Here is a 17,536-nt window from a genome sequence, read left to right as displayed (position 1 = left end):
GTCCTGTCGATCCCGGCAGCACATCAGGTCATCCTTAACCTGATGAATAGCGCAGTGTGCTTAACTGGAGAAGCGATTCATTACGCAGGCAAAGCGGGGTGAAAAATTATCGCCAATCAGAACCGTCTCTTTATTCAGGTGCTTCAACATATACAGTTTGTCAGTACGTTCGTAGGCATCGAAGAAGAGATAATCCACAGCATCCGTTGCGTTATCATCAGGCGATTTCTCACGTCCCTCGGGCGTTAGCATGAAGACCCCCGCGGTATGGCCGAGCGGCCGTGCGTAACGGAAGAACAGTTTGCGGTTAACGCTGAACTCGCCTTCATCACTTTTTAATTTCCCTTGTACGGACAATGAGAGATGCCCGGAATTGTAGCTGGTTATCAGCAGGATCCCATTGAGCTCCTTTTTTGTATTATGAATGTCGAGTATCGACGTGAATTCCGAGGAACAGGAAAAACTGATTTCCTTTTTCTTAGCATCTCCGGCGACGACGAGAAAAGCGATAGCCGCCAGTCCGCAAATGGCAATCATGACGGACCACAATAATGGAGAGCGATCGCTTTCCTGTTTCATATTATTCCTCATGATGGCGATACTGGCTGATGCAATGGTAGTAGCCGAGGTTGAGTCCGCATTCTGCCGCAAACGACCAGTCAACCAGATTATGGTTGCTCGACCAGGTATTGAGATACAGCTCTTTTGGGGTTGAACAGTTCGGGTTAATGCCGACGGATTTAAAAATATCCAGCGCCTTCTTTTCAGTAATGGTGTCTGTGAGGGCATTCCCTAATATATGTACCCGGCATTGCTCGTAATCGATGGTACGCAAAATAGAGGCATCGGTCATGGCAATTTCATTTGGTATCCACGTTAACCAGGCTGTTGCCAGTACGGCGATGCCGGTAATTAATGCGGTGATTGCTATAGGCCATCGGTTTTGTTTTTTTGTCTTTCGTACCGATGTAAAAGAAGCGGTACTGGTGAGGGGCTTTTTTTCTTCTTGCTGCTGAATATTGATATTGACGTCACCCATTCGAAATCCCGTACGCGGAATCGTTACGATGTATTCTGCCGGGTGCCCCGTCGACGTTATTGCTTTGCGCAGAAATGAAATGTGCTGATTGAGATTAGCATCTGTCGCTCTAGCGCCATTATGCTGGAATACATTGAGTAGAATCTCGTCGCGCGTGGAGATATCTTTACCATTTTGCAACAAATACATCAGTAATTGTACTGCTACATTATTCAATGTGGCTATCTCACCAGATGAGATATCTTTTAGCGTATTTTTATGTGGTTTAAATACTAATCCATCACCAATAATTACGGATTTAATCTTATTTATTGGTATATGAGAAATCACGGATATCTCCTTTGATGCAACAAAGCATGGAATCTCACAGTCGAGTGGTTGAAGCAATAGCATAACATAATTTATTTATGAAAAATGACTGTGTTATTGAACGTTTTATTAATGTTTTTATAACAATATTTCAATGTTTATCTGAACGTGCGCTATTATCCTTTCCCATTTCTCCTATCTTATTGTCATTCCTCGTTTTTGATATCCATTGGCATTTTTACAAAACTTTCATAAATACATTGCTCCTCCTTTTTAAGCTAAATAAAAAAATATCCAATAGATAAAAACACTATAAAAGATATAAATGATAGGTATTAACACTGGTTTTCTTGCGATTTTAGGCGGTTTTTGCGCGATAGATCGGTGTGATAGCGGGGAGGCAACATGATTCCCTGAGTTTGATTGAAAGCACGATTTTTCGTTGTCTCATTTTATTGCCGATTTAATATAAGCCCCGAAACAGCGTGAACGGCTGCGGAGGGTATTTCGGATGAAATGCCAGTAACGTTCAAAATCAAGGGTGGTTCGAGAAGGAATGTTTGCAAGGTAATGCGCGTCTACCACCTGAAGACCCATATTTCCCAGGAAAAGTAGCCTGTGGAAATAGCACGTCAAAATAACCAGAACAGAAATAAGGTTTAGAAGTAATATGAAAATGAAAAATGTGGCCGTCGTCTGTGCACTGATGGCAGGAATGACTTTTACTGCCTCTTCTGCTTTCGCTGCAAAAAGTGTAGAGCCGACCAACGGTAAAATTCATTTCACCGGTTCACTGGTGAATTCAGCATGTGGCCTGGCACCGGAATCCAGCCCGGTACAGGTAAACTTTGGTGAAATCCCAACGTCTCAGTTAAAAGACAACCAGCGTGCTGGTGTTAAACACGCCAAAATCGTTCTGCAGGGCTGTGATACCACTGTCGCCAAAACCGCAACCGTAACATATACCCCAGCAACAATTGACCAGGACAATAGCGCGCTGGCTGCATTTACTTCAGGTACTGCACAGGGTGCGGGCATCGGTATGATTGATAGCGGCAACCAGGATGTAAAATGGGGTGAAGCTGCCTCTCAGGTTAATATTACCGATGGTGAAAGTGACATCGATTTTGTGGCTTACCTGCAGGCAAATAATGCCTCCGCAGCGGTCACTCCGGGTGATTTTGAATCTACCGTTAATTTCCAGATTGACTACCAGTAATGGTCTGCAGCAGGCGCATTAATGCGCCTGCTTACGCCTTCCCGCGAATAAATGAAAGGAAATGCGGTTATGCCTGAATGGCGAACGTTACTGCTTTTTATCTTTATCTCGCCTGCGTGGGTCATGGCTGGCACTGCGCCTGTCGCCAGCACGCCCGGCAAAATGCGCATGCGGGGACATATTATTGAGGCTGCTTGCTATGTCGATCCGCGCGATCGTTCGTTGTTGGTTGAATTTAATGATATCTCCGCTCGGGATATATCCGGGAGACCAGAAAAAGTCTCTGCGCATGGTTTCAGTATTCATTTGCTGGGATGTTCATTAGGGGATTCTCGACATTCAGAGAATGTGTTTCAGCGCGCAAATATCACTTTTTCCGGCATGCCCGATCGCGACAACCCTGATTATCTGAGCGTGCAGTCGACGACTGAAGATTTAGCGATAGAAATATTTGATAGCACCGGACAGCAAATTCATCTGGGGGAGCCTTCTCCGGATTATGTCCTAAACCCTGGAAAAAATACGCTCAATTTTACAGCTTATTTAATCTCCCGCGACGGACGAATGACATCCGGCGAATTTACTGCGGTTACGCATTTTGTTGTGAATTATCTCTGAGCTGCTCCGGCAATTTGGGTATCTGAAGGTTTGCGAACGAAAATGATTACGCTGAAAACAGATAAAAAACGTCTGGCGCTTATTATTGCTCTGGTCTGCAGCGCTTCATGGGCTGAGGCGGATGAGGCTATTGAATTTAATACCGACGTCCTGGATGCCAGCGACAGGCAAAACGTAGATTTGCAGCGCTTTTCTGAAGGCAACTTTGTCACCCCCGGGGAATATTTGCTGGATGTTCGTATTAACGGGCAGGAGATCCCACAGCAGTCGATTCGCTATATCACCGATCCTGACAATAAACATAAATCTCTGGCGTGCCTGTCACCACTACAGCTCGAATTACTTGCGCTCAAAGAAGACGCATTGGCGCATATTCATCCGATTACCGCGACCTGTCATGACATATCCCGCCTGCCGGGCGTGGTGTTGAATAACAGTGCCGGACTTCTGGACATTACCGTGCCGCAGGCATGGATGAAATATACCGATCCTGACTGGACGCCGCCGGAACGTTGGGATAATGGCGTCGCGGGGCTGATTTTTGATTACAGCGTGTCGGGTCAGGCCACCCACTACGAACAAGGCGGAGGTCATTACCGCTCGCTGTCGGGCTATGGGCAAACGGGGTTCAACCTTGGTGGCTGGCGTTTTCGCGGGCAGTATCAGGCCGATTACTCTTCTGATAATCAGCACGGGCAGATTAACTGGGATCAGATCTACGCCTATCGTCCATTGCCCATGCAGGCTGCGAAGCTGACGGTGGGTGAAATCTATCTGAATTCTCAGGTCTTTGATTCTGTTCGCTTTACCGGGGTTAACCTCGCCAGCGACGAGCGTATGCTACCGCCAAATTTGCAAGGCTACGCGCCTGAAGTTCACGGCATTGCCCGCAGTAACGCCAAAGTGACCGTCAGCCAGCAGAAGCGCGTGATCTACCAAACGACCGTTCCTGCGGGGCCGTTTAATATTCAGGATCTGCATGCTTCGGTACGCGGCACGCTGGATGTGCGGGTAGAAGAGCAAGATGGCAGCGTGCAAACTTTTCAGGTCAATACCGCTGATATTCCTTACCTGACACGTCCGGGCTATGTTCGCTACAACACCGCCGTCGGTAAGCCTTCACTCTATAACCATGATGTCCAGGGGCCGGCATTTTACAGCGGTGATTTTTCATGGGGAGTGAGTAATGCCTGGTCCCTGTACGGCGGGGCACTGCTAACAGGTGAACGCTACAACGCTTGGTCGATGGGCATCGGGCGGGATCTGAGCTGGCTGGGTGCGTTGTCGGCTGATGCGACGCAATCCGTCAGCCGGGTGAAGCATCAGGACGAACAAAAAGGCATGTCCTTTAAGCTGAGCTATGCCAAAACCTTCGATGAATACAACAGCGCCATCACTTTTGCCGGTTATCGTTTTTCACAGCGTAGCTTCCGTTCTTTCTCGCAGTTTCTCGATGAGCAATATAAAAATAATAACAGCGCCGGGAACGAGAAAGAGATGTACACCATCACCGGTAATAAGACCTTCTTTGCAGACGATCCGCGCCTCTCCACGACGCTGTATCTGACCTATACCCACCAGAACTACTGGGATCGCCGTTCGCAGGATCGCTATGGGCTGTCGGTGGGTCATAGTTTTTCATTTGCAGGCATTCAGGGGATCAGCACCAACCTTGCCGCATATCGCTCCGAGTACCAGGGAAAACGGGATGACAGCCTCTCGCTCTCGCTGTCTATTCCGTGGAGCGATGGCCGCTCAATGGACTATGAGCTGCAGAACAACGGCAACCAAACCAGCCAGATGGTTTCGTATTCCGATAACCGTGACCGAAATAATCCGTGGCGCCTGCGCGCCGGACTCTCCGGCGAAGGCCATACCGCCTTTGACGGCTACTACCAGCACCGGAGCATGATGGCCGAGCTGGAATCTAATGTCAGCTGGCAGCAGTCACGCTACTTCTCCGTGGGCGGCACCTTGCGTGGTGGTTTTACTGCAACCCGTCACGGAGCGGCGCTCCACAATAGCCAGGCATCGATGAATACCGCCCGCGTAATGGTTGACACCGACGGCGTCGCTAACGTGCCGCTGAACGGCGAACAGGCACACTCGAACCGCTTTGGCATTGCCGTGGTACCGGATGTCGTGAGTTACCACAGCTTTGATACCCGTATCGACGTGGACACAATGGATGAGGATATTTCCGCAGCCAAAGCCATCGTCACCAACACCCTGACTGAAGGAGCGATTGGCTATCAGCGCTTTGCCGTCGCACAGGGGCTAAAAATGATGGCCCAACTGCGTATGAAAGATGGCTCGGTACCACCGTTTGGCGCCGAGGTGTTTAACGCCAACGGCGTGAGTGTCGCCATGGTGATGGAAAACGGTGAGGCCTGGATTGCTGGTGTGAAACCTGCCGAACGCCTTTCCGTTGCCTGGGGAGGGCGCGCGCAGTGCCATCTGGCGGTGCCTTTGCAACCTAACCCGGAAGGTAACGTCCTGTTGCCTTGTGAATAATATTAACTACCTGAATGAAGTGAACCATGAATAACCAAGCTATTTACTCCGTGCAGCGCTGGCTGAAGCCGGTCGCCTGCGGTTTGCTGTTTGCCGCGGACATCCATTCCGCGTGGGCGGGCATTGCGCTTGACCGTACCCGGCTGATCATCACCGGCGATGCGCGCTCTGTTAGTGCGAACTTAAGCAATACGAGCCCGAGCATTCCATTCCTCGCGCAGTCATGGGTGGAGGACGCCAGCGGGACAAAAATCACCTCGCCGCTGATGGTTTTGCCGCCGTTGCAGCGCATTAATGGCGGGCAAAAGGGCATTGCCCGGGTAACAAAAACCGGCGGCATTAACGCATTGCCGCAGGATCGCGAAAGCCTGTTCTATCTGAATGTTCGTGAGATTCCACCTAAGCCAGATAAGCCAAATGTGCTGCAACTGGCGATGCAGTCACGCATCAAACTGTTTTACCGTCCGTCGACAATTGTGCCTGAAACACCCGGAGCGGTATGGCAAAACCAGCTGGTGTTCCACAAGCAGGGCGCCCGCTGGACCGTGAATAACCCGACGCCTTACTTCGTGACCTTAATTGGCTTGAGCCGCAAGCCGGAAGCGCAGGGCGGCGGCAGGCTGACTGACTTCCCCGGAATAATGATCTCGCCTAAGTCGTCTCTTGATTTCAGCGTGAAAGAGGGCGATGTCAGCCAGTTCAGCATGATGTACGTGAACGATTTTGGCGGCCATCCCGAACTGAAATACCGCTGTACAGACAATGTGTGTCAGGCATTGCCGATGGAGCAACAGCCCCGGTAACAGGACTCGGTAAATGAAAAAAATGCTTTGCGCCCTGCTGATGCTGGGAGTGGCCGGGATGGTTCAGGCCAAAAGCGGCCGTCAGGATATGAGCCATGTGTCCGGCGAGTATGGCAACGTTCGCTTTCACGGTCGTGTTTATGTCTCACCGTGCGTGCTGGATATGGCATCGCGCGATCAAACCATCAACCTTGGCGATACTTCTGCCCGCCGGTTTCACCAGGGAGGCGATCGTAGCGATTCGGTGTTGGTCACGCTGTATCTGAACGACTGCTTAAAGGGCTCAGGTCATGCCCTGCAGGATTTTCCCGGGCAGGCCAGCGAAATGCCTGAGCTGGCGCACAGCACGGTGGAGCGTGGCGTCTCGCTGACGCTGATGGCCGACAGTTCTCCGGGAAACAGCGATCTGGCCCGGATCCATGGCAATGTGCGAGGAGCAGGCATTCGGCTGATGACCGAACGTCAGCAACCGATCCATCTAAGCCAACCGCAGCGCATGTGGATCCTCAAACCTGGAGATAACGCTATTCACTTTCTTGCCGCGCTGGAGTCTATCGGGCGCGAGGTCAGCGCTGGTGAATTTCGCGGTCTGGTGAGACTTAAGCTGGAGTATCTATGAGCGTTTGGCATAAAACGTTGTTCTGGACAGCGCTGGCTTGCTGTCCGCTGACGGCGCACGCATTTAGCCAGGGAGAGGGTGAACCAGAGGGCGGGGCACCGCATCAGTACGATATTGAACTGAGTTCGCTGGATGTCAGCAAAAACCACGTTGGTGGTCGAACGGAGCCGTTTCCATGGAATCTGGGGAGCTGGTATGTAGTGAATTTTTATTGCCAGCAGGCCGATATCTCACGAGAACCTATTTACTACACCACCACCACCACGATGCCACCTTCAAGTCAGGGGGCGAACCGTTTCCGACTCAATGAGTATCTGGATGTCGATGTTCAGGTATGGGTCGCCGGGGGCTATAAGAAATATGTCCAGGCTCCCTTTACCAATGTTTCAAACCGCAACAACAGCAACACTTGCAAAAAGCGAAAGGGCTACGTGCGCGCCAGTAATGTTGAAAGTGGTTCGAAAGGGAAAGTGACGTTTATTGTCACCAAACCCATTATTAACGGTATCAGTATCACTTCTCAGTCGTTGCTGGAGGTCGCCGGGCGCATGGGAAGCGGTGGACCCACACCCACAACGGCGATTTCCCGCGTGGTGATTAAATCCGGGCTGATTACCGTGCCGGATAAATGCACCTTTAACCGGGGCGATAAAATCAGTATCGAATTTGGCGATTTGCCCGGTTCTGCCGCCCGGCTCAATGGTTCCAATTTCAGCAAGTCGATCCCGATTCATGTGTCCTGCGAAGGCGGCAGTTTTGATCAAGGGGCGCTGAACATCAATTTGGGCGTACAAACCACCACGGCTTCAGGCACGGCGGGGTTTAACGATCATTTCCTCGGCACCCTCAGCAGCGGAGAAAAACGCGACGACCTCGGTATTGTCCTGAAGGATGAGAGTGGAAGCATTGTGGTGCCGAATCAGTTCTATAACGTCAAGGGCTTTTACCAGAATCAGGGCGACTGGAACCTCACCGCCGCGCCGGTAGCGAAGCCAGGCGTGGGTAGCGTTAAGGTGGGGGAGTTTGAAGCTTCGGCCACCGTTGTTGCGCAGTTTCAGTAAGGTAATGCCATGATATTCAGGACGTTAATCACGCTCAGCGCGCTGCTGATCGGCGGTACGGTGCAGGCCGACACCAAACTGGTCGGCGGCGATATGCACTTCCACGGCACCATCAGGGCGCTGGCCTGTAGTATTGCGCCGGGTGGCGACAAAATCGAGGTCGATTTCGGGCAAATCGCGACCCAGGATCTTTATCTTGCCGGGCGCGGTAAGCCGGAAAAATTCAGTATTCAGCTCCGTGATTGCGATCCTGATGTCTTTCGTGGGATCTCCGTGACCTTCGGCGGCACTGAAGATGCGGAACTGCCCGATCATCTGGCACTGGATAGTCACGAGCAGGGGGGCGCATCAGGGATCGGCATAGGGATGAGCGAAGAAGACGGCGCGGCAATCCGGCTTGATGAGAGTACGTCAGTGACAGACATTACCAAAGGATCGATGACGCTGAATTTTCTGGCGTGGGTCGAGGCCCAGCCGACAGCGTTGAAAAATCAGTCCCTTGAGTACGGTCCTTTTAGCGCCAGTGGGACCTGGACGCTGAACTATCAATAGTATGAAAAATACACTGAATCGCCTTGCCCCGCTGCCTGCGCAGAGAGTATTTCTCGGGCTCAGCCTGTTTTACTGGTGCGGGGCAATGCACCTTTACTGGCCGAATAATGGCGGCAGCGGCCTGTCGTTACCGCTCAATATTTTGGCCTGGATCTACGCAGTTGTATTAGCCGGCTGCGTATCCGTACGACCCCCTCGCCAGGTCTGGCGCGTCACCTTGCCTGCCGTCGGGTTTATCGCAGGCTCACTCATTCTGACGTTGCTCTGTCTGATGACGCCCGCAGTCTGGCAACCTGAGTCACTGTTGGTGGCTGGGGCGCTGTTGGGCGGTGTGCTGGTTTATCTGGTGGTGCTGCAAATTCCGCTGGCGGCGAACACCCTGACGACATTACTGGCGCTGTTATGGGGAGCCAGCCTTATCGAGTGCCTCGTCTTCGTCTATCAGTATTGGCATCTACCGGGCGTGGGCTACTGGGAGTTTGCCTGGTGGCGCAGTACGCGGCCCTACGGCATTTTTCAGCAGGTTAACCTGATGGCCAGCTTCACCGCCTGCGGCACCCTGCTGTCGGTAGTGTTGGCCCTGCGACTACGCGGCAGAAAGATAATCGCCATGGTGTTTGCCCTTGGTGTGATGGGGTTTGTGCTGCATGAATCACAGTCGCAAACCGGGTATTTGTCACTGGTCGTCGGTGAAGCGCTGCTGCTGATGATTTTCCCCGCCCGGCGGCGGACGTTACTGCTTCTTGTGCTGCCGCTGGTGGTCGGAATGCTAGCAGGAGCGGCCGCGCGCCATGTTATGTCCGTTGCGACGGTCGAGCACTTGACGTCATCGCAGGTGCGCTGGACGGTATTGAAAACGTCGCTGGCCCTGTTTATGGCGCGACCGTGGACGGGCTGGGGCATCGGCAGCTTTCCCGCTCTGTTTCTTGACCGCGCGGGCCATCTGGGACTGAGCAGCATGTCGCACCCGCACAACGAGCTGGTGCTATGGATGGTCGAAGGCGGCATGGTCGGACTGGCGGGCACGCTCTGTTTTATTGCCGGAGGGTTCTGGCTCTGGCGGCGTGGCGATCGCTGGCACCGCGCCTGCATGGTGGCGGCGCTGCCGGTGGCGATTCATATGCTGACTGAATATCCCGTCAGGCAGTCGACGCCTCACTGGCTGCTGCTGATCCTGCTGCTACGTTGTGCGGATCGCACGGAAAACGCGTATCGGCTGGCGCTGTCGGTGACGAAAGGGATGTGCGTGACCGCGTTTATTACATTTTTGCTTTTAACACCGGTATTGCTCCTCACGCTACAAACGCAGCAGCAGTTGACGATGGTGGAGCGGCGGGCAGAGCAGTGGCGACTGGCCAAATCGATCCCGGTAGGGGGCTGGTTGCTGGTCAGTCGCTACCGGTTTGATGTTGCAATGGGCGATGTGCAACGTTATCAGCGAACCCGGGATACCCGCTGGCTGGCGCACGTTCAACGCTGGGCGCCTGACTATGTACGTGTTCATCCTGACCCGAACGTCTCCTACATCCAAATCTTGCTGGCGCTCAAGCAGCGCGACATGCCCGCAGCACGTCGTCTGGCGGCACGCTTTTATCGTGAATACCCGAACGATCGCCGTATCCCCTGGCTGCAGGATGCCCGACGTCCTTTTAATCAAAAAATGGAATGACATGAACAGACCAAACGAACAGGCTCAATATCTACCCGCACGTCCCCGCAATGCCGAGCTGCTGCGGATAACCGGGATCCGTTTACAGCACATTCATTTTTTTGATGACGCCTCGCTGGATGTCCGTGAGGTGTTGAGTCAGGTTCGGACGTCGTTACCGCTGGATCTTTTTTTCAAGCACCTTTCCACAACCGCGAAGCAGCAACTCTTTCTTTGGCAAATGCAGCGGGTACTGGCGCTGCCGGGAAGCTACTCCCTGAATGTGTCTGTCCGGATGCTGACCTGCATGTCGTGGGTGACACGATTGATTAAACGGGCGCATCAAGGGCGTATTGTGATCGAAATTCAGGACCCAGGCACCATGATGCGTCTGGAAAAGTCAGAACAGCAGGCGGTGTGTATTGCGATAAGATCCCTGGTGCGCCACGGGTTCCGCGTCTGGCTGGATGATGTATCGCCCGAGCTATTTTTTGTCTGGCGACTGTCTGGGGTTCGGTTCGATGCCATCAAAATTGAAAGCGGAATGTTTCATCAGTTCAGAGAATCGGAGTGGCAGCTGAGAGTTCTCATCAACCAGTTTCGCGGGCTGGGCGAGCGGGTGGTGATCGAGGGGGTGGAAACGCCGGAGGATTATGCCATCTGTCGCGTAAGCGGTGCCGATGCCGTGCAGGGATTTCTGTTTGCGCAAGAAATAATGCCTGAGCTGACAGCCTGAACCATTGCTGGTTCAGGCTTATGCCATTACTCGCCCAGCGTCTGTGCGATATCTTTTTGCACCAACTTACGCTGCTCTGGTGTGAGGACTTTGCTCAGGTCAAAGTAGTATTTCACGCGGTAGTAACGTGCCTGCTGTTCGATGTTGCTGAACGCGGCAAGCTGTTTCTTAACAGCGGCATCATCCCATTTTCCGGACTTGATCACGTCAATCAGCACGCCGTCTTTAACGTCGTTCACCGAAATCTGGCTGACATTGGTTTCCAGCTGTTGGTGCAGCTTTTTAATCTGCGCCACCTGGTCATTGCTCAGTTTCAGGTGCTGTACCACTGGATCCTGGGCCGGGGCCGGAACGTTGGATACGTTTGCTGCAAGTGTGCTAAAGGAGGCACCCGCCAGGGTAGCAGCCAGCAAAGTCATGCGTACAAATTTCTTCATTTTGATATCCTGATAAGGGAATTTACGTGTGATTATCATTTTCAGAATACGTTGCCTGAGGCATGTCGCCACGCGAATTTGTTTTGCGGTTAGTTACGGAGTGAAACAATCCCGCCACGGGGAAACCGTTCCGTAACGGGAGAGAAGATATATCTCTATAGCGTAAACGGGTCGGCATCCTGCCAGGCTGGAAACTTCTCGCGATACTCCCGCAATGCTGTAAGCGACAGCTCAGCATCAATCCGCGTGGCCTGGTGCGCCTCGGCGGTGGCAATAATTTCCCCTTGCGGGTTAATTACCCGGCTGTCCCCGCGATAATGATGGCCATTGCCATCGCTACCAACCCGGTTACATCCTGCTACATAAGCTTGGTTCTCAATTGCCCGGGCGACCAGCAGTGCCTGCCAGTGCAGTGAGCGTGGTGCAGGCCAGTTTGCGACATATAATGCCAGGTCATAATCCTCGCGATTGCGTGACCATACCGGAAACCGCAGGTCATAACAGACCAGCGGTAAAATACGCCAGCCGCGCCATTGAACAATGACGCGTTCTTCTCCAGCCTGATAATACTGGTGCTCGTTCGCCATGCGGAACAGGTGGCGTTTATCATAAAAATGAACGCATCCTTCGGGTTCTACCAGTAAAAAACGATTTACCGGGCCACGTTCTGACTGTAACGCGGCGCTGCCGGCGATTAGCGCATTTGTCTGCTGCGCTTTGGCGTGCATCCAGCGAACAACCTCTTCCTGCGTAAGCGACGTGCTGGCCGCTTCCATCGCAAAGCCGCTGGTAAACATCTCGGGAAATACAATGACGTCTCGTCCGGTGATGGTTTCAAGCTGTCGGTCGAAATGGCGCAGGTTAGCCGGGCCATCCATCCAGATCAGTGGTTGTTGCAGTAGGGTAATTTTCAAACCAGGCACAATCGAGGCTCCTCGTTGAACAGCATTTTGACACTGTAGCATGAGCATTACCGAAAATGTGGCAATAAAAAGCCCCGCGTTAAGCGGGGCTGGAAGTCGTGCGCGATCGCTATGCCGCTTCGACTTTACGCACTTTCTCTGGCAACTTTACCGGCTGGGTCGCCAGCTCCTCAGGGTCAAAATCATCCACGTTGATGCTGCGCAGACGGCTCTCTTCCGCTTTCACCAGAATCGCGGCTTCGTCTTTATCAATCAACCCTTTTGCCAGCGCGTTACGCGCCAGTTCATCCAGGCGGGTAAACGGCAGGTTTTTACCCAGCTCTTTGCAGATACGCTGGTGGATAGGGTCGGCGGCAATCACGTCCAGCAACGCTTCTTCCAACAAGCCGACCGGATTGTATTGGCTTGGCGTCAGGTACTGACCGCGACCGATGCGTGAACGGGTTGCGCTCGGCACCTGCAAAATCTTCGCAACTTTATGATCCAGTTTGTCAGAAGGCGCATGGTAGTGGCGACCGGTCGGGAAGATAACCACATTCAGCAGCCCGGCAACGAAACGGTTCGGGAAGTTTTGCAGCAGATCGTCCATCGCCTGTTCCGCTTTATACAACGCATCCTGTACGCCCCAGTGAACCAGCGGCAGGTCGGCTTCATGGCGGCCTTCGTCGTCATAACGCTTCAGCACGGCGGAAGCCAGATACAGCTGACTTAATACATCGCCCAGACGCGCGGAGATACGCTCGCGACGCTTCAGACTACCGCCCAGCACGGCCATGGAGACATCTGAGAGTAATGCCAGGTTGGCACTCAGACGGTTCAGGTGCTGGTAGTAACGTTTGGTGGCATCACCGGTTGGCGTGCTGCTGGTAAGCCCGCGCGTCAGACCGAGCCAGAAACTGCGTACCTTATTGCTGCCGACGTGACCAATGTGCTTAAACAGCAGCTTATCGAACGCATTCACATCGTTGTTCTGCGCCGCCGCCATCTCTTCCAGCACGTACGGATGGCAACGAATTGCCCCCTGGCCGAAGATCATCATGCTACGGGTCAGAATATTGGCACCTTCAACGGTGATGGCGATCGGGGCGCCCTGGTAAGCACGCGCCAGGAAGTTGCTTTCGCCCAGCATAATGCCTTTACCGCCAGTGATATCCATCGCATCGATGATTGACTGCTGCCCGCGGTGGGTACAGTGATATTTCACGATGGCGGAAAGTACCGCTGGTTTTTCGCCGAGCATAATACCGTAGGTAATCAGCGACGCCGCGGCGTCCATCACGTAGGCGTTACCGGCAATACGCGCCAGCGGTTCTTCAATACCTTCCATCTTGCCGATAGAGATTTTGAACTGGCGACGAATATGCGCATAGGCACCTGTTGCCATGGCAACCGATTTCACGCCACCTGTCGAGTTAGATGGCAGCGTAATGCCGCGCCCCACAGACAGACATTCCACCAGCATACGCCAGCCCTGACCGGCCATCTTCGGGCCACCGATAATGTAATCAATCGGTACAAAAACATCTTTACCCAGCGTCGGACCGTTCTGGAACGGGACGTTCAGCGGGAAGTGGCGACGACCAATTTCTACACCCGGTGTTGAGGTGGGAATCAGCGCGCAGGTAATGCCCAGATCTTCTTCGCCGCCCAGCAGTTTTTCCGGGTCGGAGAGTTTAAACGCCAGGCCCAGCACGGTGGCGATAGGGGCCAGCGTGATATAGCGTTTGTTCCAGGTCAGGCGCATACCCAGCACCTGCTGACCCTGCCATTCACCCATGCAAACTACGCCGGTATCCGGAATCGCCCCTGCGTCGGAGCCCGCTTCCGGGCTGGTCAGCGCAAAGCAAGGGATTTCCTGACCACGCGCCAGACGCGGCAAATAATGGTTTTTCTGTTCTTCGGTGCCGTAATGTTGCAGCAGTTCACCCGGGCCTAATGAGTTAGGTACGCCAACGGTGATCGCCAGGATCCCGGAGACGCCGGAGAGTTTTTGCAGTACGCGAGCCTGTGCATAAGCAGAGAATTCCAGACCGCCATACTCTTTCTTGATGATCATCGCGAAGAAGCGGTGCTCTTTCAGATACGCCCACAGTTCTGGCGGCAGATCCGCTAATTCATGGGTGATCTGGAAGTCATTTGCCATGCGGCACGCTTCTTCGACCGGACCGTCAATAAAGGCCTGCTCTTCTGCCGTCAGGCGTGGCTGCGGATAGCTGTGCAATTTCTTCCAGTCCGGTTTGCCCTGGAACAGATCGCCTTCCCACCAGGTGGTACCGGCATCAATCGCTTCTTTCTCGGTGCGCGACATCGGCGGCATAACCTTACGGAAGCCGCGGAACACTGGCGCAGAGATCATGGATTTACGCATCGGCGTAAAGTTAAACGGCACCAGAATAATGGCCAGAGGAACCAGCAGCCAGACCGACCACAGGCCAGCTACGCCGAGCGCAGCCGTCCATGCGAGCAAAATTACGCTGCTGAGAAACAAGCTCACGCGGTGATAAAACAATACGCCGAGCAGAACAATCGTTGCGAGAATACTCAAAATCATCATATCGAAAAGCTCCCTTGCTTGTAGGAGGTCTGACCACTTGTGATGATATGGTTGTAGTGGATGTAAATTCTTTTAGCAATGTGTTTACAAAATAATTACAACAAAGCTCACATTGTTGTTGTTTTCACCGGCACAAAAAATCAAAAGCCACAGCCATTCCTGTGGCTTATGCTTCTCGCCTGTAGTGCTATCCGGTACACTGCATCTTGTCATTTACATTCATGCTGAAGGATATCCTCATGTACCAGGATCTTATTCGTAACGAACTGAGCGAAGCGGCGGAAACGCTGGCTAATTTTTTAAAAGATGACGCCAATATTCACGCTATTCAGCGCGCGGCGGTCCTGCTGGCAGACAGTTTTAAAGCGGGTGGCAAGGTACTTTCCTGCGGTAACGGCGGCTCCCATTGCGATGCAATGCACTTTGCTGAAGAGCTGACCGGGCGCTACCGTGAAAACCGTCCGGGCTATCCGGCGATCGCTATCTCTGATGTCAGCCATATCTCCTGCGTCAGCAATGATTTCGGTTACGATTATATTTTCTCTCGCTATGTTGAAGCGGTAGGGCGTGAAGGGGATGTCCTGTTAGGCATTTCGACCTCCGGTAACTCGGCAAACGTGATTAAAGCCATTGCCGCTGCACGTGAGAAAGGAATGAAAGTCATCACCCTGACCGGGAAAGATGGCGGCAAAATGGCCGGCAGCGCCGACATTGAAATTCGCGTCCCGCACTTTGGCTATGCTGACCGTATTCAGGAAATTCACATTAAAGTGATTCATATTCTGATTCAGCTGATCGAAAAAGAGATGGTTAAGTAAGAAGGCTATTGCCGGATGGCGGCTGAAGCCTTATCCGGCCTACTTGCGTTTTGCGTAGGCCTGATAAGTGTAACGCCATCAGGCAGTTCAGCGTTTTAAGGTAGGTGATATATGTGCGAACTGCTCGGGATGAGCGCCAATGTGCCAACCGATATTTGCTTTAGCTTCACCGGGCTGGTTCAGCGCGGGGGAGGTACCGGGCCGCACAAAGACGGCTGGGGGATTACGTTTTATGAAGGTAAGGGTTGCCGTACATTTAAAGATCCGCAACCCAGCTTTAATTCGCCTATCGCCAAACTGGTACAAGACTATCCCATCAAATCCTGTTCCGTGATTGCTCATATTCGTCAGGCGAATCGGGGAGAAGTGGCGCTGGAAAATACCCATCCGTTCACGCGTGAACTGTGGGGGCGCAACTGGACCTATGCCCATAACGGACAGCTAAGCGGTTATAAATCGCTGGAAACCGGTAATTTTCGTCCGGTCGGAGAAACCGACAGCGAAAAAGCGTTCTGCTGGCTGCTACATAAGCTGGTTGAACGTTATCCGCGTACGCCGGGCAACATGACTGCGGTGTTTAAATATATTGCCGTCCTGGCCGGGGAACTGCGTGAGAAGGGCGTCTTCAACATGTTGTTGTCCGACGGGCGCTACGTGATGGCGTTCTGTTCGACCAATCTGTTCTGGATCACCCGCCGCGCACCTTTCGGCGTGGCGACGTTATTGGATCAGGATGTAGAAATCGACTTTAGCTCCGAGACCACACCCAATGATGTGGTCACCGTGATCGCTACGCAGCCGCTGACGGGCAATGAAACCTGGCAAAAGATTATGCCAGGTGAATGGGCGCTATTTTGTCTCGGGGAGCGTGTAGTTTGACGCCAGCTGTGGCTGAATCACTTCATGGCTCAACGGTTTGCTAACGACGTAACGACCATCGACCACGGAAACAGTCGGTGGCTTACGCGTCTGTTCAAAATAGTCGTATCCCGGTTTTAGCTGTGACCAGAACTCTTTGTAATACGAGTTCTGGTGGCGCTTCATGTTGGCATCGGTCATGCGGAACGGGTAAATGCTGACCTGCACGCTGGACTGGCCAAATACTAACGCCCCAGTGACAAACTGGAAAATCTCATCAATGCCGTTGTCGGTCATGGCATAGCAGCCGACAGAAACGCAGGCGCCGTGGATCATCAGGTATTTACCTTCGTATCCGTGCGCACGATCGTAGGCGTTGGGAAAGCCAATATTAATCGCTTTATAAAAGCGGCTATCCGGTTTGAGCTGACCGCGCTGTACGCTGTAAAACCCTTCCGGGCTTTTAAAATCGCCCTGGCGCTGCTTGGGTCCTAACCCGCCGGAATAGTTACAGATCTTGTAGCTGTCGAGCAATTGATACTGTTCGCCCATCTTGACGTACAGATCCAGCGTGCGTTCTTCTTTAAAGATCTGAATATAGACAGGAGATCCCATCAATTGCTGCTTATATTCTTTGCTGACAGGTGCAGTTGGACTGCTACTGCTCAGCAAACCGGCAAATGAAACGCACGGTAATAAAAGCATCGCAAGAAAAAATGCGATTTTACGCATACTGCTTATTCCTTGATAAAACGGTTACACACGCCAGGACGGCAAATAGAGCCGCCAAATCGGATAAATCTGGATTTGGAGCGCTCACATTAGCAC

At 52.6% G+C, this 17,536-nt stretch carries 17 protein-coding genes; 11 read left to right on the top strand and 6 right to left on the bottom strand.

The genetic code is table 11. The features are described from left to right. Positions 1-60: 60 nt before the first annotated feature. Positions 61-579 carry a hypothetical protein gene (locus FDX22_RS16850; RefSeq protein ID WP_117341991.1) on the bottom strand — a complete coding sequence of 173 codons (519 nt, stop codon included), beginning with the start codon at positions 577-579 and terminating at the stop codon, positions 61-63. Between the two features lies 1 nt (position 580). After that, the gene (locus FDX22_RS16845) at positions 581-1,369 is read right to left on the bottom strand and encodes a winged helix-turn-helix domain-containing protein (protein WP_117341992.1); all 789 of its coding nucleotides are present in this window, start codon (positions 1,367-1,369) and stop codon (positions 581-583) included. 649 nt (positions 1,370-2,018) lie between these two features. Here FDX22_RS16845 and FDX22_RS16840 point away from each other — a divergent pair. The 9 genes from FDX22_RS16840 (at position 2,019) to FDX22_RS16800 (ending at position 11,118) form a co-directional block, all read left to right on the top strand. Beyond that, a complete protein-coding gene (locus tag FDX22_RS16840) occupies positions 2,019-2,567 on the top strand; it encodes a fimbrial protein (RefSeq protein WP_117341993.1) in 549 nt (182 codons plus the stop codon). A gap of 69 nt (positions 2,568-2,636) precedes the next feature. Then, positions 2,637-3,185, top strand: coding sequence for a fimbrial protein (locus FDX22_RS16835; RefSeq protein WP_117341994.1), 549 nt, complete (start codon positions 2,637-2,639; stop codon positions 3,183-3,185). Positions 3,186-3,227: 42 nt separating this feature from the next. Beyond that, entirely contained in the window at positions 3,228-5,699 is a 2,472-nt protein-coding gene (locus FDX22_RS16830) for a fimbria/pilus outer membrane usher protein (RefSeq protein WP_137400449.1), read from the top strand. A gap of 26 nt (positions 5,700-5,725) precedes the next feature. Next, complete coding sequence (locus tag FDX22_RS16825; RefSeq protein ID WP_135912549.1) at positions 5,726-6,502, top strand: molecular chaperone; 777 nt, start codon at positions 5,726-5,728, stop codon at positions 6,500-6,502. A gap of 13 nt (positions 6,503-6,515) precedes the next feature. Beyond that, on the top strand, positions 6,516-7,121 hold the full coding sequence (locus FDX22_RS16820; RefSeq protein ID WP_146717507.1) for a fimbrial protein: 606 nt from the start codon (positions 6,516-6,518) through the stop codon (positions 7,119-7,121). Beyond that, the gene (locus FDX22_RS16815) at positions 7,118-8,182 is read left to right on the top strand and encodes a fimbrial protein (RefSeq protein ID WP_117341998.1); all 1,065 of its coding nucleotides are present in this window, start codon (positions 7,118-7,120) and stop codon (positions 8,180-8,182) included. Before FDX22_RS16820 ends, FDX22_RS16815 begins: the two co-directional genes overlap by 4 nt. A gap of 9 nt (positions 8,183-8,191) precedes the next feature. After that, on the top strand, positions 8,192-8,734 hold the full coding sequence (locus FDX22_RS16810; protein WP_117341999.1) for a fimbrial protein: 543 nt from the start codon (positions 8,192-8,194) through the stop codon (positions 8,732-8,734). Position 8,735: 1 nt separating this feature from the next. After that, entirely contained in the window at positions 8,736-10,403 is a 1,668-nt protein-coding gene (locus tag FDX22_RS16805) for an O-antigen ligase (RefSeq protein ID WP_146717506.1), read from the top strand. Between the two features lies 1 nt (position 10,404). After that, a complete protein-coding gene (locus FDX22_RS16800) occupies positions 10,405-11,118 on the top strand; it encodes an EAL domain-containing protein (RefSeq protein ID WP_228758121.1) in 714 nt (237 codons plus the stop codon). Positions 11,119-11,144: 26 nt separating this feature from the next. On the opposite strand, the gene FDX22_RS16795 is transcribed toward FDX22_RS16800, so the two are convergent. From FDX22_RS16795 to fadE, 3 genes are all read right to left on the bottom strand, one after another. Further along, on the bottom strand, positions 11,145-11,555 hold the full coding sequence (locus FDX22_RS16795; protein WP_096758202.1) for a Spy/CpxP family protein refolding chaperone: 411 nt from the start codon (positions 11,553-11,555) through the stop codon (positions 11,145-11,147). Positions 11,556-11,710: 155 nt separating this feature from the next. Next, positions 11,711-12,478, bottom strand: a complete 768-nt coding sequence (locus FDX22_RS16790) for an amidohydrolase (protein WP_135912543.1) — start codon at positions 12,476-12,478, stop codon at positions 11,711-11,713. A gap of 109 nt (positions 12,479-12,587) precedes the next feature. Next, positions 12,588-15,032 carry an acyl-CoA dehydrogenase FadE gene (gene fadE / locus FDX22_RS16785; RefSeq protein WP_117342002.1) on the bottom strand — a complete coding sequence of 815 codons (2,445 nt, stop codon included), beginning with the start codon at positions 15,030-15,032 and terminating at the stop codon, positions 12,588-12,590. Positions 15,033-15,271: 239 nt separating this feature from the next. On the opposite strand from fadE, the gene lpcA reads away from it, so the two are divergent. Together lpcA and FDX22_RS16775 are read left to right on the top strand one after the other, a co-directional pair. Then, entirely contained in the window at positions 15,272-15,850 is a 579-nt protein-coding gene (lpcA, locus tag FDX22_RS16780) for a D-sedoheptulose 7-phosphate isomerase (RefSeq protein ID WP_096758199.1), read from the top strand. A gap of 111 nt (positions 15,851-15,961) precedes the next feature. Further along, positions 15,962-16,729, top strand: coding sequence for a class II glutamine amidotransferase (locus tag FDX22_RS16775; RefSeq protein ID WP_115259356.1), 768 nt, complete (start codon positions 15,962-15,964; stop codon positions 16,727-16,729). Here FDX22_RS16775 and dpaA read toward each other — a convergent pair. Further along, positions 16,700-17,440 carry a peptidoglycan meso-diaminopimelic acid protein amidase gene (gene dpaA / locus FDX22_RS16770; RefSeq protein WP_117342003.1) on the bottom strand — a complete coding sequence of 247 codons (741 nt, stop codon included), beginning with the start codon at positions 17,438-17,440 and terminating at the stop codon, positions 16,700-16,702. The two genes, FDX22_RS16775 and dpaA, sit on opposite strands and share 30 nt — an antisense overlap. Positions 17,441-17,536 lie beyond the last annotated feature (96 nt).

The organism is Citrobacter sp. TBCS-14 (assembly GCF_005280805.1).
Lineage (GTDB): Bacteria > Pseudomonadota > Gammaproteobacteria > Enterobacterales > Enterobacteriaceae > Citrobacter > Citrobacter gillenii.
This window is presented reverse-complemented; position numbering and strand designations above follow the sequence as displayed.